The 26,302-nt window shown below is 71.6% G+C and carries 25 protein-coding genes; 10 read left to right on the forward strand and 15 right to left on the reverse strand.

Annotated features, from left to right (window positions below):
- Positions 1-38 precede the first annotated feature (38 nt).
- A complete protein-coding gene (locus FS532_RS00700; protein ID WP_144749461.1) occupies positions 39-344 on the forward strand; it encodes a hypothetical protein in 306 nt (101 codons plus the stop codon).
- A 21-nt stretch (positions 345-365) separates the two neighbouring features.
- Here the strand turns inward: FS532_RS00700 and FS532_RS00705 are convergent, their stop codons facing one another.
- Entirely contained in the window at positions 366-989 is a 624-nt protein-coding gene (locus tag FS532_RS00705) for a TetR/AcrR family transcriptional regulator (protein WP_144749463.1), read from the reverse strand.
- 9 nt (positions 990-998) lie between these two features.
- Positions 999-1,769: an acetoacetate decarboxylase gene (locus tag FS532_RS00710; RefSeq protein ID WP_144749465.1), complete on the reverse strand. Its 771-nt coding sequence runs from the start codon at positions 1,767-1,769 to the stop codon at positions 999-1,001.
- Between the two features lie 107 nt (positions 1,770-1,876).
- On the opposite strand from FS532_RS00710, the gene FS532_RS00715 reads away from it, so the two are divergent.
- The 4 genes from FS532_RS00715 to FS532_RS00730 are packed head-to-tail and all read left to right on the forward strand — an operon-like array spanning position 1,877 to position 4,603.
- Positions 1,877-2,740: a 3-hydroxyacyl-CoA dehydrogenase family protein gene (locus FS532_RS00715; RefSeq protein ID WP_144749467.1), complete on the forward strand. Its 864-nt coding sequence runs from the start codon at positions 1,877-1,879 to the stop codon at positions 2,738-2,740.
- Positions 2,741-2,778: 38 nt separating this feature from the next.
- A complete protein-coding gene (locus tag FS532_RS00720) occupies positions 2,779-3,084 on the forward strand; it encodes an EthD family reductase (protein WP_144749468.1) in 306 nt (101 codons plus the stop codon).
- Positions 3,081-3,980 carry an NmrA family NAD(P)-binding protein gene (locus tag FS532_RS00725; protein ID WP_144749470.1) on the forward strand — a complete coding sequence of 300 codons (900 nt, stop codon included), beginning with the start codon at positions 3,081-3,083 and terminating at the stop codon, positions 3,978-3,980. Before FS532_RS00720 ends, FS532_RS00725 begins: the two co-directional genes overlap by 4 nt.
- A 20-nt stretch (positions 3,981-4,000) precedes the next feature.
- A complete protein-coding gene (locus FS532_RS00730; protein ID WP_144749472.1) occupies positions 4,001-4,603 on the forward strand; it encodes a dihydrofolate reductase family protein in 603 nt (200 codons plus the stop codon).
- 4 nt (positions 4,604-4,607) lie between these two features.
- On the opposite strand, the gene FS532_RS00735 is transcribed toward FS532_RS00730, so the two are convergent.
- Genes FS532_RS00735 through FS532_RS00745 form a run of 3 tightly spaced genes read right to left on the reverse strand, consistent with a single transcriptional unit; the run spans position 4,608 to position 7,523 of the window.
- On the reverse strand, positions 4,608-5,279 hold the full coding sequence (locus FS532_RS00735; RefSeq protein ID WP_144749474.1) for a response regulator: 672 nt from the start codon (positions 5,277-5,279) through the stop codon (positions 4,608-4,610).
- The gene (locus tag FS532_RS00740) at positions 5,276-6,610 is read right to left on the reverse strand and encodes a sensor histidine kinase (protein ID WP_144749476.1); all 1,335 of its coding nucleotides are present in this window, start codon (positions 6,608-6,610) and stop codon (positions 5,276-5,278) included. The genes FS532_RS00735 and FS532_RS00740 overlap by 4 nt, the downstream gene beginning before the upstream one ends.
- Positions 6,597-7,523, reverse strand: coding sequence for a CPBP family intramembrane glutamic endopeptidase (locus FS532_RS00745; RefSeq protein WP_144749478.1), 927 nt, complete (start codon positions 7,521-7,523; stop codon positions 6,597-6,599). The genes FS532_RS00740 and FS532_RS00745 overlap by 14 nt, the downstream gene beginning before the upstream one ends.
- Positions 7,524-7,627: 104 nt before the next feature.
- Here FS532_RS00745 and FS532_RS00750 point away from each other — a divergent pair, with 104 nt between their 5' ends.
- Positions 7,628-9,067 carry an amidase gene (locus FS532_RS00750; protein ID WP_144749480.1) on the forward strand — a complete coding sequence of 480 codons (1,440 nt, stop codon included), beginning with the start codon at positions 7,628-7,630 and terminating at the stop codon, positions 9,065-9,067.
- Between the two features lie 194 nt (positions 9,068-9,261).
- Here FS532_RS00750 and FS532_RS00755 read toward each other — a convergent pair whose 3' ends face one another.
- From FS532_RS00755 to FS532_RS00765, 3 genes are all read right to left on the reverse strand, one after another.
- Positions 9,262-10,914 carry an extracellular solute-binding protein gene (locus tag FS532_RS00755; protein WP_144749482.1) on the reverse strand — a complete coding sequence of 551 codons (1,653 nt, stop codon included), beginning with the start codon at positions 10,912-10,914 and terminating at the stop codon, positions 9,262-9,264.
- Positions 10,915-11,010: 96 nt separating this feature from the next.
- Positions 11,011-11,904 (reverse strand): carbohydrate ABC transporter permease, encoded by an 894-nt coding sequence (locus FS532_RS00760; protein WP_079236243.1) that lies wholly within the window; start codon positions 11,902-11,904, stop codon positions 11,011-11,013.
- Positions 11,901-12,884 carry an ABC transporter permease gene (locus FS532_RS00765; RefSeq protein ID WP_222121917.1) on the reverse strand — a complete coding sequence of 328 codons (984 nt, stop codon included), beginning with the start codon at positions 12,882-12,884 and terminating at the stop codon, positions 11,901-11,903. Before FS532_RS00765 ends, FS532_RS00760 begins: the two co-directional genes overlap by 4 nt.
- 119 nt (positions 12,885-13,003) lie before the next feature.
- On the opposite strand from FS532_RS00765, the gene FS532_RS00770 reads away from it, so the two are divergent.
- The 4 genes from FS532_RS00770 (at position 13,004) to FS532_RS00785 (ending at position 17,836) form a co-directional block, all read left to right on the forward strand.
- Entirely contained in the window at positions 13,004-14,128 is a 1,125-nt protein-coding gene (locus tag FS532_RS00770) for a substrate-binding domain-containing protein (RefSeq protein WP_144749486.1), read from the forward strand.
- An 84-nt stretch (positions 14,129-14,212) separates the two neighbouring features.
- A complete protein-coding gene (locus FS532_RS00775) occupies positions 14,213-15,283 on the forward strand; it encodes a hydroxyacid dehydrogenase (protein WP_144749488.1) in 1,071 nt (356 codons plus the stop codon).
- 16 nt (positions 15,284-15,299) lie between these two features.
- Complete coding sequence (locus FS532_RS00780; RefSeq protein WP_144749490.1) at positions 15,300-17,171, forward strand: heparinase II/III domain-containing protein; 1,872 nt, start codon at positions 15,300-15,302, stop codon at positions 17,169-17,171.
- Positions 17,168-17,836, forward strand: coding sequence for a ThuA domain-containing protein (locus FS532_RS00785; RefSeq protein ID WP_186321855.1), 669 nt, complete (start codon positions 17,168-17,170; stop codon positions 17,834-17,836). The genes FS532_RS00780 and FS532_RS00785 overlap by 4 nt, the downstream gene beginning before the upstream one ends.
- A gap of 435 nt (positions 17,837-18,271) precedes the next feature.
- Here the strand turns inward: FS532_RS00785 and FS532_RS00790 are convergent, their stop codons facing one another.
- The 7 genes from FS532_RS00790 to FS532_RS00820 all read right to left on the reverse strand — a co-directional run bounded on the left by FS532_RS00790 (position 18,272) and on the right by FS532_RS00820 (position 26,256).
- A complete protein-coding gene (locus FS532_RS00790; protein WP_144749494.1) occupies positions 18,272-19,858 on the reverse strand; it encodes a DUF4832 domain-containing protein in 1,587 nt (528 codons plus the stop codon).
- 322 nt (positions 19,859-20,180) lie between these two features.
- Positions 20,181-20,963: an ABC transporter ATP-binding protein gene (locus FS532_RS00795; protein WP_144749496.1), complete on the reverse strand. Its 783-nt coding sequence runs from the start codon at positions 20,961-20,963 to the stop codon at positions 20,181-20,183.
- A complete protein-coding gene (locus FS532_RS00800) occupies positions 20,960-21,820 on the reverse strand; it encodes an ABC transporter ATP-binding protein (protein ID WP_260852467.1) in 861 nt (286 codons plus the stop codon). Before FS532_RS00800 ends, FS532_RS00795 begins: the two co-directional genes overlap by 4 nt.
- The gene (locus FS532_RS00805) at positions 21,817-22,722 is read right to left on the reverse strand and encodes an ABC transporter permease (protein ID WP_260852468.1); all 906 of its coding nucleotides are present in this window, start codon (positions 22,720-22,722) and stop codon (positions 21,817-21,819) included. The genes FS532_RS00800 and FS532_RS00805 overlap by 4 nt, the downstream gene beginning before the upstream one ends.
- Positions 22,719-23,672 (reverse strand): ABC transporter permease, encoded by a 954-nt coding sequence (locus FS532_RS00810; protein WP_144749498.1) that lies wholly within the window; start codon positions 23,670-23,672, stop codon positions 22,719-22,721. The genes FS532_RS00805 and FS532_RS00810 overlap by 4 nt, the downstream gene beginning before the upstream one ends.
- Before the next feature lie 37 nt (positions 23,673-23,709).
- Positions 23,710-25,248, reverse strand: a complete 1,539-nt coding sequence (locus FS532_RS00815; RefSeq protein ID WP_144749500.1) for an ABC transporter substrate-binding protein — start codon at positions 25,246-25,248, stop codon at positions 23,710-23,712.
- Positions 25,249-25,305: 57 nt separating this feature from the next.
- Complete coding sequence (locus tag FS532_RS00820) at positions 25,306-26,256, reverse strand: alpha/beta fold hydrolase (RefSeq protein WP_186321856.1); 951 nt, start codon at positions 26,254-26,256, stop codon at positions 25,306-25,308.
- Between the last annotated feature and the right edge of the window lie 46 nt (positions 26,257-26,302).

A 26,302-nucleotide genomic window follows, 5' to 3' on the forward strand; every position in this document is an offset into this window, starting at 1 on the left:
CGTCCGGCTCCGGCACGCTGCTCCCGTATCCTGCGGCAGTGGAAGCGACACAGCCCTCCGGCACGACGAAGCGCCGCGTGGAACTCCGGATCACCCGACCCGTCCTGACGTGGTTCGCGCGTCCGACGGTCACGATCGACGGCGTCGGACACCCGGCGCAGTGGGGCATCGGGACGTGGGCGGTGCCGGACGACGGCGGGACCGTCATCGGCGTGTACCTGTACAACCGCGTGTGGCGGTTCGGGACGGCGACGCGGACCGTGGGGACGGACGAGACCGAGGACCGGGTCGTGTACCGGGCCGGCTGGCTGCCGTTCGGCCCAGGCCGGCTCAGCCCGCGCTGACGGGCGTCGTCGACGGGCTGGTCAGTCGGCGGCGGGCGTCGTCAGGCCGAGGATGCACCCCTCCACCGCTGCGATCCGCACGGCGTCGGTCGCGTCGAACAGCACGCTCTGGCTCACCGCGCCGACGTGCGCCGCCACGACCGCCCTCGTGTAGAGCGCGTCGTCCACCGTCGGCACGCGCCCGATGCGGCGCAGTGCGGCGATCAGCAACGGCTGCAGGGTGTCGTGGAAGCGGTCCGTGTGCGCGCGGAGCAGGGCGTTCACGTCGGCGTCGTGACGCGCCCGGGTGAGGAGCACGGACCGGATCGCGTACCACTTGTCCTCGGGGGGCAGGCCACGGACGACGCCCTGCACCACGTCGTCGACCGTGCGGTGCTCGCCCTCGAGGGCGTCGCCGAGCTCCCGCTCGAGCACTGCGAACACCGCTTCGGCCTGCTGTTCGTAGACGGCGAAGAACAGCTCGTCGACGGTGCGGAAGTTCGAGTAGAACGCCCCGCGGGTGAACCCGGCACGGCTGACGACCGCCTCGACGCTGATCGAGGTCGAGCCGGTCTCGTCGAACAGCGCCTCGGCCGCGGCGATGAGGGTCGCCCGGGTGCTGCTGCGCCGCCGGACGGCCCGGTCGGGTGTGGGGAGATCGCTCACCGGACCAGGCTAGACGGCGGAGTACCCGGTGGCGGCGGCACGCGCACCGAGGTAGTCGTGCGCGGGCTGTACCGGTGCGAGGGTCAGGTCGGTCACGACGTGCGACGCGCTGACGACCTCGAGCACGGGCAGGTCGGCCATCGGGGCGAGCGCGTGTTCGAACAGCTGGAGCCGTGCGGGACCGGTCCAGGCCTCCTTCACGACGACGTCGGTGATCTCGGTCCGCACCAGGTCGGCGGCCCGGAGCTCGCCGGTGAAGACGTTCGGCACGATCTTCACCATGTAGGTCGGCACGGTGATCTGCGCCCGTGCCTCGTCGAGGTCGAGCGGCTCCCACTTGTACGCCATCGTCGCGGTCGCGACCCGTTCACCGCTGCGGTCGAGCGTGCCGACGAGGGCGCCCTGGTCGACGCGCAGCCGGGGCGTCCCGATGACCTTCGGGTAGGCGCTGAGCTCTCGTCCGGAGACCGTCGCGGCGAAGTTGTCGAGGTACATCGTGTGCAGGTACTCGCCGCGCTCGCCGTCGAGGGTGACCTGGATCGCCTGCCCGGACTCGACGTACGGGCCGTAGCCGTCGACCTCGGCCATGTTCATGACCTCGAACCGGACGAGCGGTGCGTCGATCTGCAGGGGCTCCGGCACGACCGCGCGGAGGGCGTCCGGGTCGGTGCGGTAGACGACGTTGAGGTACTCCCGGTCGGTGAAGCGCGTGGGTCGGAGCGGGTACACGGGCGCGGTCAGCGGGGTCGTGAGGTGGTGGAGGACGTCGGCTTCCTGCATGGTGACCTTCCGGAACAACGATACGATCTGTATCGAGTACAGTCTGTATCGAACCAGTACGCCACGCAAACGAGCGGACGATCACCCCACCGAGGGAAGGACCCCCAATGACCCACCAGCTCCCCGAGAGCGTTCGCGACCGACCGGTCACCGTGGTCGGCGGCGGCACCCTCGGGCGTCGCATCGCCCTCATGTTCGCCAGCGGCGGCGCCGAGGCACGCATCCACGACCTGTCCGCCGACGTCCGCGCTGCAGCCGTCGCGTACGTCGAGGAGACCCTGCCCTCGGTCGTCGCGAGCCGAGAGGGCGCCGAGGCAGGCACGATCCGGGCGTTCGACGACCTCGACGAGGCCGTCGCGGGCGCCTGGCTCGTCATCGAGGCGATCCCGGAGCGCCTCGACCTGAAGACTCCGCTGTTCGGTCGGCTCGACGCGACGGTCGCCCCGGACACGATCCTCGCCACGAACTCGTCGTCCTACGCGAGCCGGCACGTCATCGACGAGGTCACGCACCCCGAGCGCGTGCTCAACATGCACTTCTACATGCCCCCGCAGCAGAACGCGGTCGACCTGATGAGCGACGGACAGACCGACCCGGCAGTGATCGAGTTCCTCCGCGGTGAACTCCCGCACTTCGGCGTGCACCCCTTCGTCGCCCACCGAGAGTCGACCGGTTTCATCTTCAACCGCATCTGGGCCGCCATCAAGCGCGAGTCGCTCGCCGTCGTCGCCGACGGTGTCTCCACGCCCGAGGACGTCGACGCCATGTGGACCGTCAACACCGGAGCGCCCGCCGGGCCGTTCCGCATGATGGACCAGGTCGGTCTCGACGTCGTCCTCGACATCGAGGACCACTACGCCGCCGAGGACCCGCACCTGCCGGAGGGGCCCCGTCGCCTGCTCCACGAGTACGTCGACGCGGGGCACCTCGGTCGGAAGACCGGGCGCGGGTTCTACCGCTACGACGACTGACCGACACGCGATCAGCCGGGGGAGCGGACACTGGGCGCATGACCACGAAGATCACGCTCATCATCGACAACCCGACCGACCCGGCTGCGTTCGAGCAGGCGTACCCGGCACTCGAGCAGGCGGCCGCGGCGCTCCCGGAGCTCCGCCGCCTCGAGGCGGGCAAGGTCTGGCCGAAGGAGGACGGCACGCCCACGCCGGCCCACCGCACCCTCGACCTGTACTTCGACTCCTACGACGACGCGTCGGCCGCGGTCGCGGGCGAGGAAGCCGGTGCGCTCTTCGGGCAGCTCGGTGCCAGGGGTGCGACGTTCACCGGCCTGTTCTCGGACGTCGAGAAGGCGTGACCGCGACCGTCCTCGTCGCCGGCGCGACAGGCGACCTCGGCCGACGGATCGTCCGCGCGCTCGGCAGCCACGACACCCGCGTCCGCGTCCTCACACGCGGCAGCAGTCCCGCGGCCGGACGCCTCGCCGCTGCCGACGACCTCGACGTGGTCACCGCCGACTACGCCGACCACGCCGCACTGACCTCGGCGCTCGCCGGGGTCGACGTCGTGGTCTCGGCGGTGAGCGGCACCCGTGCCGTCATCGTCGATGCCCAGCGTGCACTGCTCCGGGCCGCGGTCGAGGCCGGCGTCGAACGGTTCGTCCCGTCCGACTACGCCGCCGACTACCGGTCGATCACCCCGGGCACCAACCGGAACTTCGAACTCCGCCGGGAGTTCGCCGCCGACCTCGACGCCGCACCGATCCGGGCGACGTCGGTGCTCAACGGTGCGTTCACGGACATGCTCACCGGGCAGGCACCCCTCATCCTGTTCGACCGCCAGCGCGTCCTGTACTGGTCGTCGCCCGATCAGCTCCTCGACTTCACCACGAAGGACGACGTCGCCCGCACCGTCGCGCACGTCGCCCTCGACCCCGCAGCACCACGGGTCGTCGAGGTCGCGGGCGACCGGGTCACCTCACGCACGATCGCCGACACGATGTCGCAGCTGACCGGCACGCCGTTCCGCCTGCAGTGGGCGGGCACCGTCGGCACCCTGTCGGCGATGGCCCGGGTCGGCCGGCGGCTGTCGAAGGCGGGCGACGACGAGCCGTTCCCCGCCTGGCAGGGCATGCAGTACTTCGTCAGCATGTTCAGCGGCGAGGCCGAACTGCGTCACGTCGACAACGGGCGGTACGGTGACGAGCAGTGGACGACCGTGCGCGAGGTCCTCGCCGCACACGTCTCCGCCTGACCAGGAGGAGCACCCCGCCGATGGCCGACACCACCTGCCACATGTCGATCTCGCTCGACGGCTTCGTCGCCGGACCCGACCAGCGCCGCGACCAGCCCCTCGGCCGTCGGGGCGGGGAACTGCACACGTGGCACATGCCCGGCGCCGATGTCGGCGAGGCGGACCGCACGGCGGCCGGCTGGCTGATGCGGCCACGGGGTGCGTACGTGATGGGCCGGAACATGTTCGGCCCGGTCCGGGGCGCGTGGGACGAGGACTGGCAGGGCTGGTGGGGCGCCGAGCCGCCGTACCACGCACCGGTCTTCGTGCTCACCCACCACCCGCACGACCCGATCGCGCTCGAGGGCACGACCTTCCACTTCGTGACGGACGGCTTCGACGCCGCCTACGCCCAGGCCGTCGAGGCAGCGGGCGACGGTGGGGTCGACATCGCCGGTGGGGCGTCGACCGTCCGGCAGGCACTCGCCGCGGGGGTCGTCGACGAGCTCACCCTCGACATCGCCCCGGTGCTGCTCGGGTCCGGGGAGCGGATCTTCGAGGACGGTGCCGAGGCGTTCGGCTTCGAACCCGTCGAGGTGCTGCACTCCCCGCTGACGACGCACGTCCGGTACCGCCGCCGCTGAGCGGTCAGGGGCCGTCCGGCACCTGCACGATGCGGTTCTGGTAGGCCCACACGACGGCCTGCAGGCGGGATCGCACCCCGAGCTTCGGGAGCATCCGCGCGAGGTGCGACTTCACGGTGGACACCTCCACCACGAGCGCCGCGGCGATCTCCTCGTTCGACATCCCCTCGGCGAGGAGCAGCAGGACGTCCCGCTCGCGAGCCGTCAGCACGTCGTCCGCGCGGTCGCCGGACACCGGCTGCAGGCTCCGCCGTGAGACGAACTCGCGCAGGACCCGCCGGGTCAGGGTCTGGTCGATGGTCCCGTTGCCCGCGGCGACCTGCCGGACGGCGCCGACGATGACGTCGGGTTCGGCGTCCTTCAGCAGGAACCCGGACGCTCCGGCCTCGAGCGCGCCGAACACGAGGTCGTCCAGGTCGAACGTCGTCAGCATGAGCACCGGCACCGCGGGGTCGGCCCCGGGAGCGCAGAGTTCGCGGGCGACCTCGATGCCGTTCCGCACCGGCATCCGGATGTCCAGGCACGCGACGTCCGGTCGGGTGCTCCGCGCGAGGGCGAGGGCCTCGCCGCCGTCGGCGGCGACACCGACGACCTCGATGTCGGGCTCTGCGGACAGCAGCGCCGAGACGCCGGCCCGGACCAGCGGCTGGTCGTCCGCCACCAGCACGCGGATCACCCGGCCACCTCCGGATCGTGCGCCGACGCGTCGGCGGTGGGTCGTGCCTCCCGGCCCGTCACCAGCTCGACCACCCACCCACCGGGACCGGTGGGACCGGCCTGGAGGCGCGCCCCGACCAGTTCTGCCCGCTCGCGCATGCCTCGGAGTCCGTTCCCACCCGACGGGCTGCTCCCGACGGACGGTGCGGTGGGCACCCCGTTCTCGACGCGCACGGTGAGGTGCGCGGGGTCGCGGTCGTCGACGGTGACGGTGCACGCCGCACCGGCGGCGTGCAGTGCGACGTTGGCGAGGGCCTCCTGCACGGTCCGGTACGCGACGAGCTGCGTCAGGGGGCCGATCCCGTCGGCGAGCGGGTGCTCGCCGTCGAGGACGACGAGCTCGACGGCGGTCCGGTGCCGCGCCTGCTCGACCAGGTCGACGATCCCGGTGACCGTCTCGACCGCGCGTTCGGCCGGTGCGTCGTCACGGAGGAGCCCGACGAGTCGGCGGAGGTCCTCGAGGACGGCGGTGCTCTGCTCGCGGACCTGCCGGACGCCGTCGTGGGCGCGCTCCGGGTCGGTGTCGATCTGCCGGTCGACGACGGCCGACATGAGGGCGATCCCGGACAGGTGGTGTGCGGCGATGTCGTGGAGCTCCCGTGCCATTGCGGCGCGCTCGCGCGAGACCGCTGCGTCGACACGGGCGTCCTGTTCGCGGGAGACGGCGGCGGCCTCGGCGCTGCGGGCGTCGGCCTCGGCGGTGCGGGCTGCTGCCTCGTCCCGCCGAGCAGCGCGCAACTCGCGTCGGGACCGGACGATGAGCGTGACCACGAGCGGCAGGCCGACCGCGCCCACTGCCTGCAGGACGCCCTGGCCGAGTGATCCGGTGAGGCCACGGGCGACCCCGCCACGGAACGCGCCGCTGGTGTCGCCCCATTCGATCGCGGTCCCTGCCACGACGAGGGCTGCCGTGAGCGCGACGGCCGGCCAGAGCCGGGGGAGTGGAACCCGGAGCACGGCGAGCACGACGGCTACGACGACCGGGAGCGCGGTCAGCCCGAACACGGTGCTCGTCGACACGATCGCCAGGGCGACGGGGAGGGCCGCGACCACGACGAGCGTGACGCGGGGCGACCTTCCGGCGGCGAGGAGCACCGCGGACTGGGCGAGGAGCGCCACAGCGAGGAGTGTCCACGCGAGACCGCCGACCTCGGGGTACCGAAGCGCCACCGAGTCCGGGTCGAGCGCGTCGAGCGGCGGCAGGCCGAGCAGCAGGCCGAGCGCGAGGACCGCGGTGCCGACGGCGACGAGGACGTCCGTCCGTCGTGTGCGCGCGTCAGCGGGTGCCATCGTTCGATCCTACGAGTCGGGGGTACCCCAGGCGCCCGCGGGTCGCGACGAGGAGCACGACGGCAGCTACGGTGGAGACGATCGCGAGGCCGTGCATCATCGTGCCGGCGGTCATCCCCGGGTACATGTCGGCCCACAGCGTCGAGATGGTGTTGTTCACGCCGACGTGCAGGAGCAGCGCGACGGGCAGGCTCTCCCCGGTGCGGTTGAACACCCAGGTCATGACGACGTTGAACGTGATCGTGAACAGGGCGAACACGAGCGGCTCCGTCCAGTGCGCGTCCGGCCAGCCGCCCCAGTCGCTGAGGTACAGCGGCATGTGCCACAGCGCCCACAGCGGCCCGAGCACGGCGGCGGCGCCGAGCGGACCGAAGCGCTCCTGGAGACGCGGGAGGGCGAAGTCGCGCCAGCCCGGCTCCTCGGACAGTCCGGTGGTGAACAGCTGCACGACGAGCCCGGGGACGAGGGCGAGCAGGGCGAGGGCGCTCGGTGCCTGGACCTGGCCGCCGGCGAAGGGGAGCCCGGTGGCCACGATGAGCGCGGGCACGCCGACGAGGGCGAGGGCGTACCAGTACCAGGCCACGCGCCAGCGCCAGAGCCGGCCGACCCAGCGGCGGAGTCCCGGTCGGCCGTCCGCGAGCGCGGTCACGAGGAACGCACCGCCGAGCGGGCCGAGGAGCGCACCGGGCAGGACACCCGTGAACTGCGCCGTGCCGAGGAACTCGGGGAAGTGCAGGTCCCAGACGCCGAGGCCGTGCGGCGACAGGATGTACGGGGTCCACGCGAGCCAGCTGAGGCCGAGTGCGAGGGTGGCGAACGCGACGAGGGGGTGCCGGGCGACGAGTCCGCGCACCCCCGGCCGGTCCGCGGGGACGGTGCCGGTGGTGTGCCGGTCTTCGGTGGTGATCGTCATGACATCGACGCTAGGAACCGGCGGCGCGCTGGACGACCGGCGAACGGACGCACTCGGCGGGGTTCCTCCGAAGGATGCAAGCCGTCGGCCTAGGCTCGGGAACCGTGTTCGAACTCCACCACCTCGCCGCGCAGGAACTCTGGGACTGGATCCGACGGGGCGAGGCCACCGCGCTCGAGGTGACCGAGCACTACCTGGACCGCATCGCCCGACTGGACCCGGGCCTCGGTGCCTTCGTGACCGTCACGGCGGATGCCGCGCGCGACCGGGCCGGCCACCTCGGCGACCGCGTGCCGACGTCGCGACCGCTGTGGGGCCTCCCGTCCGCCGACAAGGACCTGTACGACCGCGCCGGGGTGCCGACGCGCAGCGGGACCGCGTCCCTGCCGGTGCGCCCTGCCGGGGCCGACCACCCGCTCGTCGCCGCGCTCGACGCCGCCGGCACGGTGAGCCTCGGCAAGACGACGAGTCCCGAGTTCGGGATGTCCTCGTCGTCGGAGACCCGGTTCGGCGTCACCCGGAACCCGTACGACACGTCGCGGGCTCCCGGTGGATCGTCGAGCGGGGCCGCCGTCGCGGTCGCCGCCGGACTCCTGCCGGCCGCGGTGGGGTCGGACGGTGGCGGATCGGTGCGGATCCCGGCGGCGGCGAACGGGCTGGTCGGCCTCAAGCCGAGCCGCGGTCGGGTGCCGTCGATGTCCGGCCGCTCCGGTGTCGGCGGTCTGTCGGTCGCGGGGCCGCTCACCCGGAACGTCGCAGACGCCGGGATGCTGCTCGACGCACTCGTGGCCCCGACCGGGCTGCCGTCGCCGCAGCCGTACGCGCTTGTCACGCCCGACGTCGGCGACGGGCCGTTCACCGCGGCGGCCGTCCGCGGCGAGGGCCGCTTCGTCGTCGGGGTACTCGACGGGTCTCCGTGGGACGACACCGTCGACGTGGTGGTCGACCCTGCCGCTCGGGCCGCGGTCGAGACCGCGGTGCGGGTGCTCGGCGAGGTCGGACACGGCGTCGAGGACGTCGCCATGCCGCGCGCGCCGTACGCGGACGCGTTCCGGGTGGCGTGGGAGTCGAGCGCGGCCCGGCTGCCGATGGTGCCCGGGATCGACCTGTCCGCGCTCACCCCGCTGGTGTCGTGGCTGGTGGCCCGCGGGCAGGCGTTGACCGGCACGCAGGTCCTCGACGCGATGACCGCCCTCGACACGTTCTCCGCCGCACTGATCGGCACTTTCGACCGGTTCGACGCCGTCCTCACGCCGACGCTTGCCCTGACCCCGCGGCCCCTCGGGTGGTACGGCGACGACCCCGAGGAGGACTTCCGTCGGCAGTGCGCCTACTCGCCGTGGACCTCGATGGCGAACGTCGCGGGGCTGCCGGCGATCACGCTCCCCGTCGGGGTCACGGAGGACGGGCACCCGGACGGCGCCGGTCTGCCGATGGGTGTGCAGCTGATCGGACGGCCGGGCGGGGAGCGTGTGCTGCTGGCGATCGGCGCGCAGCTCGAGCGGCGGCTGCGTTGGCAGCGGAGGCACCCGCCGATGTGGTGAGGGCGGTGCGTGCGGGGTGCGCGGGGCCGGCGTGGTGCGCTGCGATGCGACATCGTCGACGTCGTACGACATCGGAAGTGTCGCAACCGCGCGGCCGCAATCGTTGCAGACGCGGGGGAGCGACAACGCCGACGTCGTACGACATCGGATCTGTCGTTCCGAGTCCGCCCGCGCCGCCGTCCCGCGCCCGCCCCTCAGCCCTGCTTCTCCATCGCCTCGGTGTACTCCTTCCGCATCGTGTTCCCGGCGGCCGCGGTCCAGGTCGTCACGCCGGCCTTCACCGCCGCGAGGTTCGTGCGCCCCAAGACGTAGTCGTTGCAGACGCTGTTGAACGCCTGGCTGGCCGACTGCGTGGACGACGCCGCGGGGGAGTAGTACCCGTCGACGGGGTTCGTGAGCAGCATGTCCTGCGTCGCGACCTGCCACTTGTGCGACTGCCGCAGCTGCTCGTCGATGCGCACCGCGGTGTTGAGGACCTGCGGCCCGGCTCCCAGACGGTAGAGCGCGCTGGCGTTGATCATCTGCTCGCCGGCGCTGGTGAGCGCGGCGTTCGGTCCGCTGCCGGTGTAGTGCACGTTCTTCTTGCCGTGGGTGAGGGTGAACGCCTCCTTCGACCCGAACGGTGCGGAGAGGTAGTCGATCAACCGGAGCTGGGCCGTGATGCGCTCGGGGGTGGTCTTCTTCAGCGCTGCGAAGGAGAAGCTCGAGGTGCCCTGGTAGTTCGCCCCCTTCCCGCCGTCGGCCCCGAACGGCACGATGCCGCCCGTGACGATCCCCTTCGGCATGGTGACGTCGAGCAGCGCCGAGATGCCGTCGAGGTGCATGAGCACGGAGCCGTTGTTGATGTAGGTCTTCGCCTTGGCGCTCTCGAGGCTCGGGGTGTCCGGGTGGAAGACGCCGGCGTTCCAGAGCTTCTTGATGTAGCTCAGGGTCTCGAGCCACGCCTCGGTCTCGTTCTTGTGGACGAGCTTGCCGCCGTCGGACTTCGTCCACTGGTTCGGGACGCCGAAGGTCGCGCCGATGAAGTCGTAGGACCAGTCGACGCCGGACGAGCCACCGCCGCCGGCGATCGCGTAGCGGCCGGCCTTGGCGTCGGTGACGGCCTTGCACAGCTCGAAGAACTCGTCCTTGTCCTTCGGTGCGGGTTCGGCACCGGTGTACTCCTCGATGAGGTCGGGGCGGCAGATCATCACCGATCCGAACGGCGGCCGGTGTTCGGGGACGCCGTAGATCTTGCCGTTGATGCGGGCGCTCCGCCACGACGGGGTGGGGATGTTCGCGAGGTTCGGGTACTCCTTGACGGCGTCTCCGGACAGGTACTCGGACAGGTCGGAGAACTTCGCGTCGAGGAGCTGTGGGAACCGCGGCGGCATCGCGAACGTGAGGAACTCGACGATGTCCGGGATGTCGTTGCCCGCGGTCATCGTCGCGAACTTCGTGTCGAACGAGTCGCCGGGGACGAAGGTGAGGTCGTACTTCGTGTCCGTGACGTCGCCGATGTAGTCGAGGAACGAGTTGTTCGCGGGCGGCGGCGCGGCGTAGGTGACGACGAAACCGGTGGTGGTGCCGCCGACCTTCAGGTCGCGCGTCACGGAGCGGAAGAGCTCGCTGTCCTCGGGGTACGAGTAGTAGACCGGCTGGACCTTGTCGTTGCCCGGCAGGTCGGGCTTCGGCCCCTTCGTGATCGGGACGTAGGTGGGGAGTGCGGCCACCGTGTCGGAGATGGTCGCGGCGCTCCCGCCGCCGGAGCACCCGGCGAGCGATCCGCCGGCGCCGAGCGCGACGAGGCCGAACGCGGCGCCGGAGAACAGGGTGCGGCGGCTGATGCCGGTTGTGGTTTCGGACATGGCTTCTCCCTTGAAGCGAGGGTCGGGTGGTGATGGACGTCGGACTGGAGGCGCGGTGCGGGGCCGCCCCGCGCCTCCAGTCCGTGGACCGTTGCGTCAGCCCTTGACGGCGCCGGTGAGGACGCCCTTGGTGAGGTGTCGTTGCACCATCGGGTAGGCCGCGAGGATGGGGATGATCGCGATCATCACGACGGCCATCTGGATCGACTCGGCCGGCGGCTGCATGGTGGCGTCGGAACCGGCGCCGGACACCAGGTTCGATCCCTGCAGCACGTAGGTGCGCAGGACGAGCTGCAGCGTCCACTTCGTCGAGTCCGACAGGTAGAGCAGCGCGTTGAAGAACGCGTTCCAGTATCCGACCGCGTAGAACAGTCCGACGACGGCGATCACGGCACGGGACAGCGGCAGCACGATCTGCCACAGCACCCGCAGTTCGCCCGCCCCGTCGATCTTCGCGCTGTCGATGAGCTCCTGGGGGATGCTCATCATGAAGCCCCGGACGACGACCATGTTGAAGACGCTGAACGCGCCGGGCAGGATCAACGCCCAGTAGTTGTCGAGGAGTCCCAGCTGCTTGACCATCAGGTACAGCGGGATCATCCCGGGGGCGAACAGGAACGTGATGAGCACGAACGTGAGCAACGGCCGCTGGAAGAGCGAACCCGTCCTGCTGAGCGCCCACGCCGCGAGCACCGTCGACGCCAGGCTGATCGCGGTGCCCACGACGGTGACGAGCAGGGTGACGACCACGGCGCGGGTGACGACGCCGCCGGACAGGATCTGCACGTAGGCGGTCAGGTCGAACGACCGCGGCCAGACCACGTACCCGCCCGCGGCGGTGATGTCGTCCTGGCTCGAGATGCTCGTCGAGAACACGATCAGGAACGGGAACAGGACGACGGCCAGGATCAGCACGATGCCGACCGCCTTGAGCCCAAGCACGACAGGCTTCGGTTTGCCGGCCCATGCCGGACGGACGATGGTGCTCATGATCGCGAATACACTCCCTGCTCGCCGAGCATGTGGGCGGCCTTGTTCGCCGCCATGATGAGGACGAAGCCGACGAGGCCCTTCACCAGGCCGACGGCGATGCCCGTGGACCAGTTCCCGTCGATGACGCCGTGGTAGTAGACGTACGTGTCGAGGACCTCGGCAGCGTTCGCCCCGACGGCGTTGCGTTGCAGGATGATCTGCTCGAAGCCGACGGACAGGGCCTCGCCGAGACGGAGGATCAGCAGCAGGACGATGATCGGACGGATGCCCGGCAGCGTCACGTGCCAGAACCGACTCCACGCCCCCGAGCCGTCGATCGCCGCCGCCTCGTACAGGTTGTCGTCGATCGCGGCGAGGGCGGCCAGGAAGATGATCGTGCCCCAGCCCGCGTCCTTCCAGATCACCTGGCTCGTGAGCAGCAGCTTGAACGTCGACGGGTCGCTCATCACCGTCATGGTCCCCATGTCCAACTGCCGGAGCACGTGGTTGACCACGCCGCCGGACCCGAGGGACTGCTGGAAGAACCCGACGACGATCACCCACGACAGGAAGTGCGGCAGGTACAGCACCGACTGCACGGTCGCCCGGAGCCACGGCCACACCAGCGAGTGGATGAGGAGCGCGAGGGCGATCGGCACCGGGAAGAACAGCACCAGCTGGATGAACGTGATCTCCAGCGTGTTCACCGTCGCGCGCCAGAAGTCGGCGTCGGCGAACATCACCTGGAAGTTCTGGAAGCCGACCCACGGGCTCTGCGAGATCGGGATGTACGGCTGGTAGTCCATGAACGCGATCACGTTGCCGATCAACGGCACGTACACGAACAGCAGCAGCAGGATCACCGCGGGCGCCACCATGAGGAGCAGCGGGTAGTCGCGTCGCAACCTCGCGAGGAACGGGACCTTCCGCGCCACCGGGGCTGCTCCGGACGGGTCCGTCCTCGCCCTGGCGGCCGGGTCGACCAGCGTCGCGCTCATGTGGCTCCTTTGCTCACGTAGCTCGGGTCGCGCAGCCTCGACGGGCTGCGGTTTCGTCATCCTGTGACGTCCGTATGATGACGGTCAAGCGGGCGTATTCACCCGCACACGAAACGAACATGGGAGCAACGGTGCACCCCACGAAACGCCAGGAGCGGATCCTCGCCGAGCTCCGCGTGCACGGCAGCCTGTCCGCGTCCGACTTCGCCGAGCGCGAGGGCATCTCCGCGATGACGGTTCGACGAGACCTGTCCGAACTCGCCGAACGCGGACTGGTCCGACGCGTGCACGGCGGCGCCGTGTCCGTCGAGACCCTGCCCACCGCCGGCGCGCCCCATCGACCACAGCCCCGGCCGGACGCCACGGTGCGACACGGCACCGACCCCGCAGCCCTGTTCACCCTCGGCCTCGTGGTCCCGGATCCCGGGTACTACTTCCCGAAGATCGTCGCGGGTGTCGCCGAACGGACCGAGGCCCTCGGCGGACGGGTGGTCCTCGGCGTCTCCCGGTACGACCCGGCACGCGAGCGGCAGCAGGTCGAACGGCTCATCGCCGCCGGCGTCGACGGCCTGCTCGTCACGACGACCGTCGCGGACGCGTTCGACACCCTCGAGCTCCTCGACCACGCACCCATGCCGGTCGTCGTCGTCGAACGATCCGTCTCCGAGGCCCCCGTCGGCGCCGACCTCGAATCCGTCCGCAGCGACCACGCATCCGGCGCGGCGCTCGCCATCCGCCACCTGGCGTCCCTCGGGCACCGTCGGATCGGCATGGCCGTGTTCGACACGCCGACCACCCCGCAGCTCCGCACCGGGTACGAACGCACCGTCCGCCAGCTCGGCCTCGACGAGGACGCCCCCGTCGAGGTCATCGACGAGACCGCCGGCGTCGGCGTGGCCACCGCCGCGTTCGTCCGCCGCTGCCTGGACACCGGCACCACCGCGGTGTTCGTCCACTCCGACCACTACGCCGTCGAGTTCGTCGAGACCGTCACCGAGATGGGGCTGTCGATCCCCGACGACCTGTCCGTCGTGGCGTACGACGACGAGGTCGCCGCGCTCGCCGACGTGCCCCTCACCGCCGTGGCCCCGCCGAAGCACGACGTCGGCCGGTTCGCCGCGACCATGTGCTTCGAGCGGATCTCGGCCGCCGCCCAGACCGGGTTCGCCCGGCGGCACATGACGCTCGCCCCGACGCTGAGCGTGCGTGAGTCGACGGCTTCGCCGGCAGTGTTCGATTCGTGATCGTTTGACGACCCCGTCTTGACTCCGCACATCCGCGGGCGCTGGCATGGGGAGCGCTGCACTCCGGAGAGGAGCCGTCCGACGATGACGTCACGCCCCGTCACACCGCCCGCCACGACCATCCCGCCGCCGAACGGGCACACCCCGGTGCCCGTGGCCTTCGTGCTGCCCGACGCGACCTTCACGCGGGTGTTCGACACCGGGGACATCGCTGCCCTGCACTCCTCCGCGGCCGTGCGGCTCGTCGCCGATCGGCCGCTCGACCCCGACGACCCGCGCGACGCCGGGCTGTTCGCCGAGGTCGAGGTGATCATCACGGGCTGGGGCAGTCCCGTCCTCGACGGTGCGCTGCTCGACCGCATGCCGAGGCTCCGTGCGATCGCGCACTCCGCGGGTTCCGTGAAGCCGGTGGTGGACGACGACGTCTGGGACCGGGCGCTGGCCGTCACCTCCTCGGCCGCCGCCAACGCCGTCCCCGTCGCCGAGTTCGCCGTCGCCATGATCGTCCTCGCCGCCAAACGGGCCTTCGCCACCGCGGCGGCGATCGCCGCGGACCCCGACGGCGGCCCCGTCGACATCGAGGGGTCCTGGCCGGTCATCGGTATGCACGGCATCACGGTCGGGGTCGTCGGAGCGTCCCGCGTGGGCCGCGCGGTCATCGAACGCCTCCGCGACTACGACGTCCGCGTGCTCGTCAGCGATCCGTTCCTCGACGACGAGGACGCCCGCGCGCTCGGCGTCACGGCGGTCGACCTCGAGACCCTCGCCGGCCGGAGCGACGTGATCACGCTGCACGCGCCGCTCCTGCCGTCGACCCGCGGCCTGATCGACCGGTCCGTTATCGCCCGGATGCGGCCGGGGACGACGCTCGTCAACACGGCGCGGGGCGGCATCGTCGACCAGGACGCCCTCGCGGACCGGCTCGACCACGGCGACCTCGCTGCCGTCCTCGACGTCACCGAGCCCGAGCACCTGCCCGCCGGGGCCCGGCTCCGATCCACGCCGAACACCTTCATCACCCCGCACATCGCCGGCTCGCTCGGCAACGAGCTCCGGCGCCTCGCCGGCAACGCCGTCCGCGAGACGATCGCCTTCGCCACCACCGGTGCGTTCACCGACCCCATCGTCCCCGACGGCTTCGCCGTCCAAGCCTGAGGAAGCCGTTCCCGTCATGACCGTCACCGTCGACGTCCCGACCACCCTCGCTGCGACGTTCGGACCCGCCGCGAGGCGGGCGCTCCGTCCGCGCACGTGGCGAGCCGCGCCTCCCGTCACCGACCGCGCCGCCTGGGCGGGCACCACCGACGCCGACCGGGAGGCACTGCTCACGATCGGGGCGGAGCGTCGCGACGCGGCGCGGGTCGAGTACCCGACCCTCGCCCGCTGGGCGACCTACAGCCGCGACGGCGACCGCCGTCCGTACGAGCGGTCGCTCCGGAACCTCATGGAGTGCGCGGCCACCGCGACCCTCGCTCTCGGCGTCACCGGCGACCAGACCTGGGTCCCGACGCTCGGCGACGCCGTCTGGCAGCTGTGCGAACTCAGTGCCTGGTGCCTGCCGTCGCACTACGCCCTCCCGGAGGACGGCTCAAGACCGTTCCTGCCCATCCCCGGGCGGGACGTCCTCGACCTCAACGACGCGTCACTCGGCGGGATGCTCGCGGCCATCGACACCGTCGCGGGGGAGCGCCTCGAGCAGGACTTCCCCGGCATCCGCGCCCGCGTCCACCACGAGATCCGACGCCGTGTGCTCGACCCCTGGGAGCAGGAGGAGTACTTCTGGCACGGGGTCGACGCGCCGCCGAACAACTGGGCGCCCTGGATCGTGTCGAACGTCCTGGTGTGCGCCGCCGTGGTGGAACCCGACGTCGACCGGCTCGCCGCCACCGTGGAACGCGCCCTCGTGATCCTGGACCGCTTCCGCAGCGGCTACGACCCCGACGGCAGCTGCGACGAGGGCGCGACCTACTGGTGGTGGGCCGGAGCCACGCTGTTCGAGGGACTCGACCTGCTCAGCACCCTCACCGGCGGCGCCTGCGACGGGTTCACCGTGCCGCCGGTCGCGGCGATGGCGCGCTTCCCGATGAGCATGCAGATCGACGCCCGACGCCAGGTGAACTATTCCGACGGGTCGCCGGTCCTGCCCGAGAACGCCAACTGGCACCTGCTCGCGCGCTTCGGCGAGACCGTCGGCGACGACCAGGTCGTCGAGCACGCCCGCTGGATGGGCCGGCAGCACGCGTTGCGGTTCGACGGCCAGCTCGCGCCGCTGTTCCTCCGGACCCTCGCGGAGCTCCGCGCTCCGGGGTGGCAGGACAGTGGTCCCGCAGCCCCCGGCATGCCGCGCTCGCTGTACCTGCCCGGCACCGAGGTCGCCGTCGCCCGCTCCGAGGCGCTCTTCCTGTCCGCGAAGGGTGGACACAACGACGTCAGCCACAACCACAACGACGTCGGGAGCGTCATCGTCTCCCTCGACGGCGAACCCGTGGTCGTGGACGCCGGCGTCGGCGTGTACCACCGCGAGACCTTCATGCCCGAGCACCGCTACGGCATCTGGACGATGCGGTCGAGCTGGCACAGCGTGCCCTGGCCGAACGGCGTGGAACAGCACGAGGGTGCCGAGTACCGAGCCGCCGACACCACGTTCTCCGACGACGGGGACCGTGCGAGCCTGGCGGCGGACCTCACCCGTGCCTACCCGGAGGCCGCCGGACTCGTGCGCGCCGAGCGCACCGCAGTGCTCCACCGCAGCACTGAGAGCGTGGAACTCCACGACGACTGGGCCTTCGTCGAGCCGGGCACGATGACACTCGTCCTCATGACCCTGCACGACCCCCGGCTCGTCGACGGCGGGCTCGCGGTCGGTCCCGCCCGCATCTCCTACGACGCCGAGCGCTTCGAGGCGGTGGTCGAACGCCGTGACCTCGACGACGAGAAGCTCCGCGCCGCGTGGGGTCCGGCACTCCACCGCATCCGGCTCGTCGAGCGGACCGCCGCCCGGTCCGGATCACACACCGTCCGCATCACCCGGGGGACCGCGTGAGCGCACTCCTGCTCGGCGGCACCGGACGCTGGACCGATCCCTGGCACCCGTTCGCCGACACGAACCGCGCGATCGTCGACACCGCGGCCGATGCGGGAGTCCGGCTGACACCCGTGCCCGATGTCGACGATGCACTCGCCGGGTTCGCCGCCGGGACGCTCCCGGACCTCGTCGTGTGGAACGTGGGGCTGCCGCGGGACGGTCTTCCCGTGCCGCTGGCTCGAGCGGACCCGGGGTTCCGGCGACTCCTGCAGAGTGCGGTGCCGATGCTCGCGCTGCACGTGTCGTCGACGTCCTTCGCTGACGACCCGGACTGGGATCGTGCCCTCGGCGGTGTCTGGGTCCGGGGAACGACGATGCACCCGCCGTCCGGGACGTGCACGGTCCGCGTGGTGGACGCCGGGCACCCGGTCACGGCCGGCCTGGAGGACTTCACCCTCGACGACGAGCGGTACTCCTACCAGCGGGTGTCACCAGCGGTCCGGGTGCTCGTCGACCACGACCACGACGGCCGAGCGCACCCGCTCGTCTGGGTCCACCAGCGCCCGGGTGGCGGCACCACGGTGTACAGCGGCCTCGGCCACGCGGCCGCGTCGTTCGAGTCGGCGCCGCACCGTCGGCTCCTGGGGCAGGCGCTCCGGTTCTTGGCGGGGCCTGCCGCCTGACGCGCCGCGCGCAGCGCGCGCCCGCGGCTGTCGCGCGTGCTGGTTGCGTGTGCTGCGCCGCGCGTGCTGCACCGCACGTCTCCCTCGCGAGCGGGTGAAATGTGCGCCGTTCGGCATGCGATCGGGACGTGTTTCGCCCGCTCGCGCGTCGCTCTGCTCGCCACCCGTGCCCCGGCTCGGCGAGCGGGTGAAATGTGCGCCGTTCGGCATGCGATCGGGACGTGTTCCGCCCGGTCGCGCGGTCGCTCTGCTCGCCACCTGCGCCCCGGCTCGGCGAGCGGGTGAAATGTGCGCCGTTCGGCATGCGATCGCGACATATTTCGCCCGCTCGCGAGAGCGGGCGGCGCGGCGGGGCGGGTTCCGTGCACGGAGGGCGACCGCCTGGAGGCATGGGACCGGTCGCGGGGACCGGCGCCGCGCCTCCAGGCGGTCGGGTCAGGCGACCGTGACGTCGCCGACGACGAGCCAGCCGCTCTGCTTCGTGCCCTGCGCGGCGAGCTGGATCGCGGGGACGTTGCCAGCGGTCGTGTCCACGATCGCGATGCCCCAGCGGTACGACCCCTTCGCCACGCTGGACAGCGACGGCCGGAACACGTACGAGGTCGGCGTGCCCCGGAGCCACTTCGACGGGTCGGACGCCGTGTCGACGACGGTCTTCGCGACCGTCCCGTCCGCCCGGAGCAGCGCGAGGGCCGCCTTGTACTTGCCCTGCCAGACGGGGATGTTGTCGGGCAGGTAGCCCCAGCCGATGTTCGTCCACTCGTGCGTGACGTCGACGGTCGCTCCGGCGGTCACCGTGCCCGGCGCGACGACCCTCGACGGGTAGATGCGGTAGCCGCCCTCGGCGTCGAACCGCTGCGTGAGTGGGTACGTCTCGGCGGCGAACCACGAGAGCGTCTCGCCGTTGCGGAGGTCCATCATGTTCACGTGGGCTTCGACCGAGTCGTCGAACTCGCCCTGCCGGACGTCGGCCACCGTCTCGTAGCCGCGAGGGTCCTGCGTGACGTCGTGCTGGGCGGTGACCCATCCGCCCTCCATGATGATCGGCCGCTTGTACCGCCACTTCGCGGCCATCGACTTCTCCCAGTCGGAGTAGTACGTGGTCATCCCGAAGGCGTCGTGTCGAAGGACGTAGCCCTTCTCGTACGCGCCGTCGAGCATCCGCTCGCTGTCCGGGTCCGGGCTGCCCCAGTCCTTCCCGGCACCGATCATCCGGTGGTAGTTCAACGCGAGGGGGACCTTCGTGAAGTGCTCCTGGTACAGGTCGATGATCCAGTCGAACACCGGCTCGCGATTCGCGGCGTCCCGGTAGATCATCGAGTGGCCCTCGCCCCACTTGCCGAGGCCGTACCCGTCGATGAAGTCGGTGGTGGCGGCGTCGTCGTACTCCGCGGCGAAGGCGGCGACGAACGCGGCGTACTTCGCCTGGAACACCGGGTCGTCCGGGTACGGGGACCATACGGTCTTGCTGCCGGTCTGCGTCTCGTACCCGGCGGCACCGGCTGCCCGCACCCAGTCGGGTGTGAAGTTCGACGCCTTGTCGCGGCTGTCGACCACGACGCGGAAGGCCAGGCGGAGTCCGCGGCGGCGGGCCTCGGCGAGGATGCCCGCGAAGGCCGCGTTCGTGTCCCAGCCGTAGACGCCTTCGGACGGCTCGAGGATCGTCCACGACACCCGCATGTACATCACCGAGGCGTAGTCCGACACGGTGATGGTCGTGCCGTCGGGCAGCGGGACGTCGTCGTACTGCGTCCAGTAGTCCGCGGGTGGGGCCGACGACCCGTAGAGCGCCCAGCCGTTGAGCGGGTTCTTCAGGAGCGTGGTCGTGTCGGGCTGGAACTCCTTGCTGACGGTGGCGGCGAGGTGGGGGTCGCCGTGGCCTCGGCCCGGACCCGGGATCGGGTGGCCGGTGCCGTGCGCGGAGGCCGGTGACGTGCCCAGCAACCCGCTCGCTGCCGACGCGGTGGCGACGAGTCCGAGTCCGAGTGCCGTCCGCCTGGTGATGTCGTTCGACGTGCTCATGCGTTCTCCCCTTCGAGAAGCGATCGATGCACGTCGATGCTCCCGAGGGTCCCGCACAGTGGGCAAGGGTTCCCGCCCAGTCGAACAGGACTCGCACACGGGGTGGCGGGGCGGTGGGGGCGTGCGACAAGTCCGATGTCGTACGACATCGGACTCGTCGTTCCTGCGCGTGTGCAACAGTTGCGGACGCGGGACTGCGACAACGCCGACGTCGCACGACATCGGAGTTGTCGTTCCGAGTCGGAAACGCGGCCCGCGCCCGCCCGGTCGCCGCGCCCGCCCCGACCCGCCGCCGGCCCGCGCCCGCCCGGCCGCCGCGCCCCTACGGCAGCGTCGGCGCCGCCTCCACCAACGCCCGCGTCACCGGGTGCTGCGGCGCGTCGAGCAACGACACCGGCCCGTGCTCCACGATCCGGCCCGCGGACATCACCGCGACGGTGTCGCACAACCGCTGCACGACGCCGATGTCGTGCGACACGAGCACGAGCGTCAGCCCGAGGTCGTCGGCGAGCGACCGGAACAGCTCGATCACGCGGGCACGGACCACCACGTCGAGGGCACTCATCGGCTCGTCCCCGAACAGGATCCGCGGTGAGTGCACGACGGCGCGGGCGATCGCGATGCGCTGCCGCTGCCCGCCGGAGAACTCGTGCGGGTACCGGTCGACGACGTCGGCGGGCAGGTCGACCCGCTCCAGCACCGAACGCACGAGCGCGGCGTGCGAACCGTCGATCCGCAGTGCCCGGAGCGGCTCCGCGACGATCGCCCCGACGCGCATCCGCGGGTCGAGCGAGGCGTACGGGTCCTGGAACACGACCCCGGTCTCGCGACGGAACCAGCGCATCGCTGCCGCGGAGCCGGACGCCACCACCGGACGACCGGAGGCGGTCACGGTGCCGGCGGAAGGTGCCTCCAGGCCGGCGAGCAGCCGCACCAGGGTCGACTTGCCGGAACCGGACTCGCCGACGATCCCGAGGCGTGCGCCGGGGGCGACCGTCAGGTCGACGCCGTCCACGGCGGTGCGGACCGGACCCGGTTCGAACGGGCCCCGGCGGGGGAGTCGGTACGTGCGGTGCAGGCCGACCCCGTCGAGGACCCCGGTCACGACGCACCCCCGGTCCGGCGTGCGGTCGCACGGGCGGCGTCGACGAGGGCGACCGTCGCGGGGTGCTGCGGTGCGGCGAGGAGCTGCGCCACCGAGCCCTCCTCGACGATCCGGCCCGCCTCGAGGACGACCGCCGTGTCGGCGATCCGGGCGAGCACGGCGAGGTCGTGGGTCACGAAGACCATGCCGGCGGTCAGTCCCTCGAACAGTTCCAGGATGCGGGCCTCCGTCGTGACGTCGAGCGCCGTCGTCGGTTCGTCGGCGACGAGGTACGACGGCTCGCCGGCCATCGCCATCGCGATGCAGATCCGCTGCCGCTGCCCGCCGGACAGCTGGTGCGGGTACTGCCGCAGCAGCGACTCGGGGTCGGGCAGCCCGACGGACACCGCGAGCTCCAGTGCTGCTGCCGCCGCTGCGCGTCGGTCGAGCCCACGGTGCAGGCGCAGCGGTTCGGCGATCTGCGCACCGACCCGGCGAAGCGGGTCGAGGGCGGTGCCGGGCTCCTGGAAGACCATGGCGATGCCCGATCCGCGGTGCCGGGCGCGCTCTCGGTCGGGCAGGCCGACGAGTTCCGTGCCGTCGAGCAGGATGCTGCCGGACACGTCCGCGCCGGTCGGCTCCAACCCCATCAGGGCGAGCGAGGTCATGGACTTCCCGGATCCGCTCGCGCCGATCACGCCGACGCGACGGCCTGGAGGCACGGTGAACGTCACGTCGTCGAGGATCGTCCGGCGGTCGATGCGGACCGTCAGGCCACGCACTTCGAGTCCGGAGGCTGCGGTCCGGTCCGTGGACGCGCTGCGGTCCGTGGAGGCGCTGCGGTCCGTGGACGCGCCGCGGTCCGTGGGGGCGGTCATGCGGTCACTCCCGTGGTGGTCGCGGTGGGGTCGTCGGCGGCACCCCGTTGGTCGTTCGCGGTCCGGTCGTTCGCACGGTCGTTCGTCGTCAGGCGGGGATCGGTCGCGTCTCGCACGGCATCGCCGAGCAACGACAGCGCCGCCACCACGAGGGCGATCGCCGCACCCGGCCAGGTCGCGCTCCACGGGTGCACGCCGATGTAGGTCTGCAGGTCGGACAGCATGCTGCCCCAGGACGCCGTGTTCGACCCGGCGCCGTAGCCCAGGTACGACAGACCGGCCTCGGCGAGGACCGCGGTCGCCATCGCGAGCGAGAGCTGCACGGTGAACAGGGGCGCCGCGTTCGGCACCAGGTGCCGGAACAGCACGCCGAACCCGCCGACGCCGGACGCCCGCGCTGCCGTGACGTAGTCGCTGCGGGCGATGCGGCGGATCTCCCCGCGGGCGACCCGGGCGATCGTCACGCCGAAGGAGAGGCCGACGCTGACGATCACGACGCCGAGCGATCCGCCGGCGATCGCGGTGAGGAGCATCGCGGTCAGGAGGGTCGGGAACGCCACCAGGATGTCGAGCAGGACGGCCGTGCCCTCGCGGACCCAGCGTGCGGTGAGCGATCCGATCGCGGTGAGGACGATGCCGACCACGCTCGCGATGACCCCGGAGCCGACCGCCACGAGCACCGTCGTCCGGGTGCCGGCGAGCAGGTAGCTGGCGATGTCCCGGCCGGAGGCGTCGGTACCGAACCAGTGTGCAGGGCTCGGCGGTTCCCACTGGTGGAACGGGTCGGTCCGGAACGGGTCCTGCGGCGTCCAGAACAGCGACACCACGGCGAGCACGACGAGCAGGCCGAGGACGACCACGGCGAACACCCCGGTCGGTCGGGCGAGGAGACGGCGGATCACTCGGACACCTCCCGCTGCCGGGGGTCGAGGGTGCGGTGCACGACGTCGACCGCGAAGCCGACGAGCAGCACGAGTCCGGTGAGCACGAGGAGTTCGGACTGCACCTTCGTGATGTCGCGGCGCCCGACGTCGGTGACGAGCATGCGCCCGACACCGGGGAGCGAGAACAGCTGCTCGACGACGACCGCCCCGACGAGGAGTCCGGCGATCTGCACCCCGAGGACGGCCAGCACGGTGAGCGCCACCGAGGGGAGCCCGTGCCGCAGGAGCGCCTGCGTCCGGGTGAGGCCGATCGCTGCCGCCGTCCGGACGTGGTCGGCGTCGAGCACCCCGAGGGTGGCGGAGCGGGTGAACCGGAGGATCACGGCACCCTCGACGGCGCCGATCGTCAGCGCCGGCAGCACGAGCGACGAGAACGCCCGACCGGGTTCGTCCCATCCGTCGAGCGGGAACCCCTGCGTCGGCAGCCAGTGCAGCGTCACCGCGAACAGCGCCACGAGGAGCATGCCGGCCCAGACGATCGGGACCGCGGCGACGGCCTGTGCCACGAACGCGATGACCGCACCGCCGGCGCGACGGCGGAGCACCGCGGCGAGCACGCCGAGCGGCACCCCGATGACGAGCGCGGCGACGAGGGACATGCCCGCGAGCGGCAGCGTGACGCTCAGCTTCTGCGCGATCTCGGGCGCGACCCGGCCGTCCGTCACGAGCGACCGGCCGAGGTCGCCGCGGAACACCCCGCCGATCCAGTCGAGGTACTGCACCACCACGGGACGGTCGAGACCGAGCTGCCGCCGGAGTTCCTCGACCTGCGCCGGGGACGCCTGCGTGCCGGCGACGATCTGCGCCACGTCGCCGGGCAGCACCCGCAGCGTGGCGAAGATGATGATGCTCGCCACGAGCAGGCCGACGACGAGCAGCAGCAGCCGCCCGACCAGGAACCGGGTCACGAGTCCGATGCTACGGGTGGCCGGCCGAGGGCACGCGTCACTTGACCGCGAGCTTCGACAGGTCGAGCCGCGAGTTCGTGCCGTCGTACGGGAAGCCGGTGACGCCCTTCCGCACCGCGGTGATCGACGTGGCCGTGTAGAGCCACTCGCCGGCCGCGTCCTCGCTGACGAGCTTGGCGGCCTTCTGCAGGTCGGCGACCTTGTCGGACTCGTTCGTCGCGGCGACCGAGTCGGCGTACAGCGACTGGACCTCGGCGTTGTCGTAGCCGAAGTAGTAGTCCGGGTTCGCCCAGTTGCCGAAGTCGCGCGACTCGACGTGGTTCACCATCGAGAGGTCGAAGTCCTTCTTCTCGAACACCTGCGACAGCCACGTGGCGAAGTCGACCCGCTTGACCGTCAGGGTGATGCCGACGTCGGCGAGCTGCGACTTGAGCACGTCGCCGATCGTGGCCGAGTAGACGTTCGCGTACGTCAGCGTCAGCTTGAGGTTCGTCGCCCCGGCCTCGGACAGCAGCTTCTTCGCGTTCGCGGGGTCGTACGCGTCGATGTCGGTCAGGTCCTGGTAGCCCGGGTCCAGCTCGGGGATGGGGCCGCCCTGCTCGACGCCGGTGCCGCCGATCGCCTTGATGATCGCCTTCGAGTCGATCGCCTGCCGGATCGCCTGGCGCACCTTCTTGTCGGTGAACGGTGCCTTCGCGTCGTTGAACGCGAGCGTGTACTTGTCGGTCGTCTTGCCGGTGTGCAGCGTGATGTCCGAGCTGTTCTCCAGCTGGCTCTTGAGCGTGCCGTCGACGGCGGTCTGCACGTCGAGGTCGCCGTTCGCCATGGCGTTCACCGCGGTGGACGGCTGGGTGATGTACCGGAAGACGACCTTCGCGACCTTCGCCTTCGTACCCCAGTAGTCGGCGTTGCGCTGGAAGGTGAGCGAGTCGCCCTGCTTCCAGCTGGACACCTCGTACGGCCCGGTGCCGTTGGCGGAATCGGACAGGTCGTTCTTCGCCGACTTCTCGAGCACGAGTCCGGCGCGCCCGGTGAGGTTCCAGAGCAGGTCGGAGTCGGGCTTCGCGAGCTTGAGCTCCACCACACCGGAGGACGGCGAGGTGATCGACAACACGTTCGCGAGCTGTGCGGAGTCGACGTACGACTCGTTCGACTTGACCTGCTGCAGCGACCAGACGACGTCGGCCGCGGTGACGTCCTTGCCGTCCTGGAACGTCGTCCCGTCGCGGAGCGTGAAGGTGTAGGTCAGCCCGTCGGAAGAGACCTCGTGCTTCGACGCGAGCACGTCGCGGACGTCACCGTCCGCGGTACGGCCGACGAGTCCCTGGTAGACGTTGTCGATGAGGACCTGGTCGAGCGCGGCACCGGCCTGCGTGCGGATGTCGAGGCTGGTGGGCTCGAGTACGAGACCGACGCGCACGGTGGCGTCGGCGCCGCCGTCCTCGTTCGACGATCCGGAGCAGCCGGTGAGCACGAGGGCCGAGGCGACGGCGACCGCGGTGGCGGCCAGGGCTGCACGGCCGAAGCGAGTTCGGCCGGGACGGGCACGGTCGAAACGGGCGGAGAGCGGACTCATGGGTGGTGGGTTCCTTCCGGCGCGGTGGCGACGGTCGTCGCGCGCGCTTGGACGAGGTTAGCGGCGGCCGGTGTCGTCCGGCGACGGTTCTTCGATCCGGTGCAACAAACCGTTACGTTCCGCCCATGCCCGAATTGCCGTGGCCAGTTCGAGGGGCGCCTGGTTCTGCACCGCGTGCCGGGCCTCCACGGTCACGATCGAGGCGTCCGGCAGGCGTTCGGCGAACTGCGCGTGGAGCTTCGGGGAGACGTAGCCGCGGTCGCCGCGGACGAGCAGGATCGGCACGTCGAGGGCTTCGAGGTCGGGCCACGCGTCGGCGAACCGCCCCACGGAGGACGTCCGTCCGGCGGGCAGGTGCGGGAAGTGGTGCCGGCGGACCAGCCGACCGTCCGCGCCGAGCCGCGTGGTGTGCCGGGCCTCGCGGAGGAGCACGGCGCGGTCGTCGCCCACCCGGGCCTCGACTGCCCGGTCGACGACCTGGTCGAGAGAGGCGAACGGCTCCTCGGCCTCGAGCGCGCGGGCGATCCGGTCGACCGCGCGCTGGGCGAAGTCCGGCGACATGTCGACGAGCACGAGGCCGGTGACGCACTCGGGCGCGAGGGCGGCGAGGCGGGCGGCGAGGATCGCGCCGAGCGAGTGCCCGACCACGATGCCCGGCGGGACCTCCAGGGCGTCGAGCGCAGCCAGCACGTCGGGGGCGGTCGCGTCCGCTGCGTAGTCGGCGTCGTCGCGCCAGGCGGATCGGCCGTGCCCCGGCAGGTCGATGGCGACCGCCGGCTCGCCGACGGCGAGCGCGGTCTGGTCGAAGCTGTGCGCGTCGATGCCGAGCCCGTGCAGGTAGGTGATCCGTGCCTCCAGTCCGTCCGCCGTGTCCCACCGGATCGCGGCGATCTCCTGTCCGGCCGTGGTGCGGACCACCTGCCTGGAGGCGCGGAGCGGCTCCGCCACGCCGCTCGCGCTGGCGAGGTCGGTCAGGTCTGCGAATTCGTCGTCGGGATCGGTGGGCACGGGCTCGATCCTCGCACCGTCCGGGGGTCTGGTCGCGTTAGGTAAG

Origin of the sequence: Curtobacterium pusillum (genome assembly GCF_007673235.1) — a bacterium.
Classification (GTDB): Bacteria; Actinomycetota; Actinomycetes; order Actinomycetales; family Microbacteriaceae; genus Curtobacterium; species Curtobacterium pusillum_C.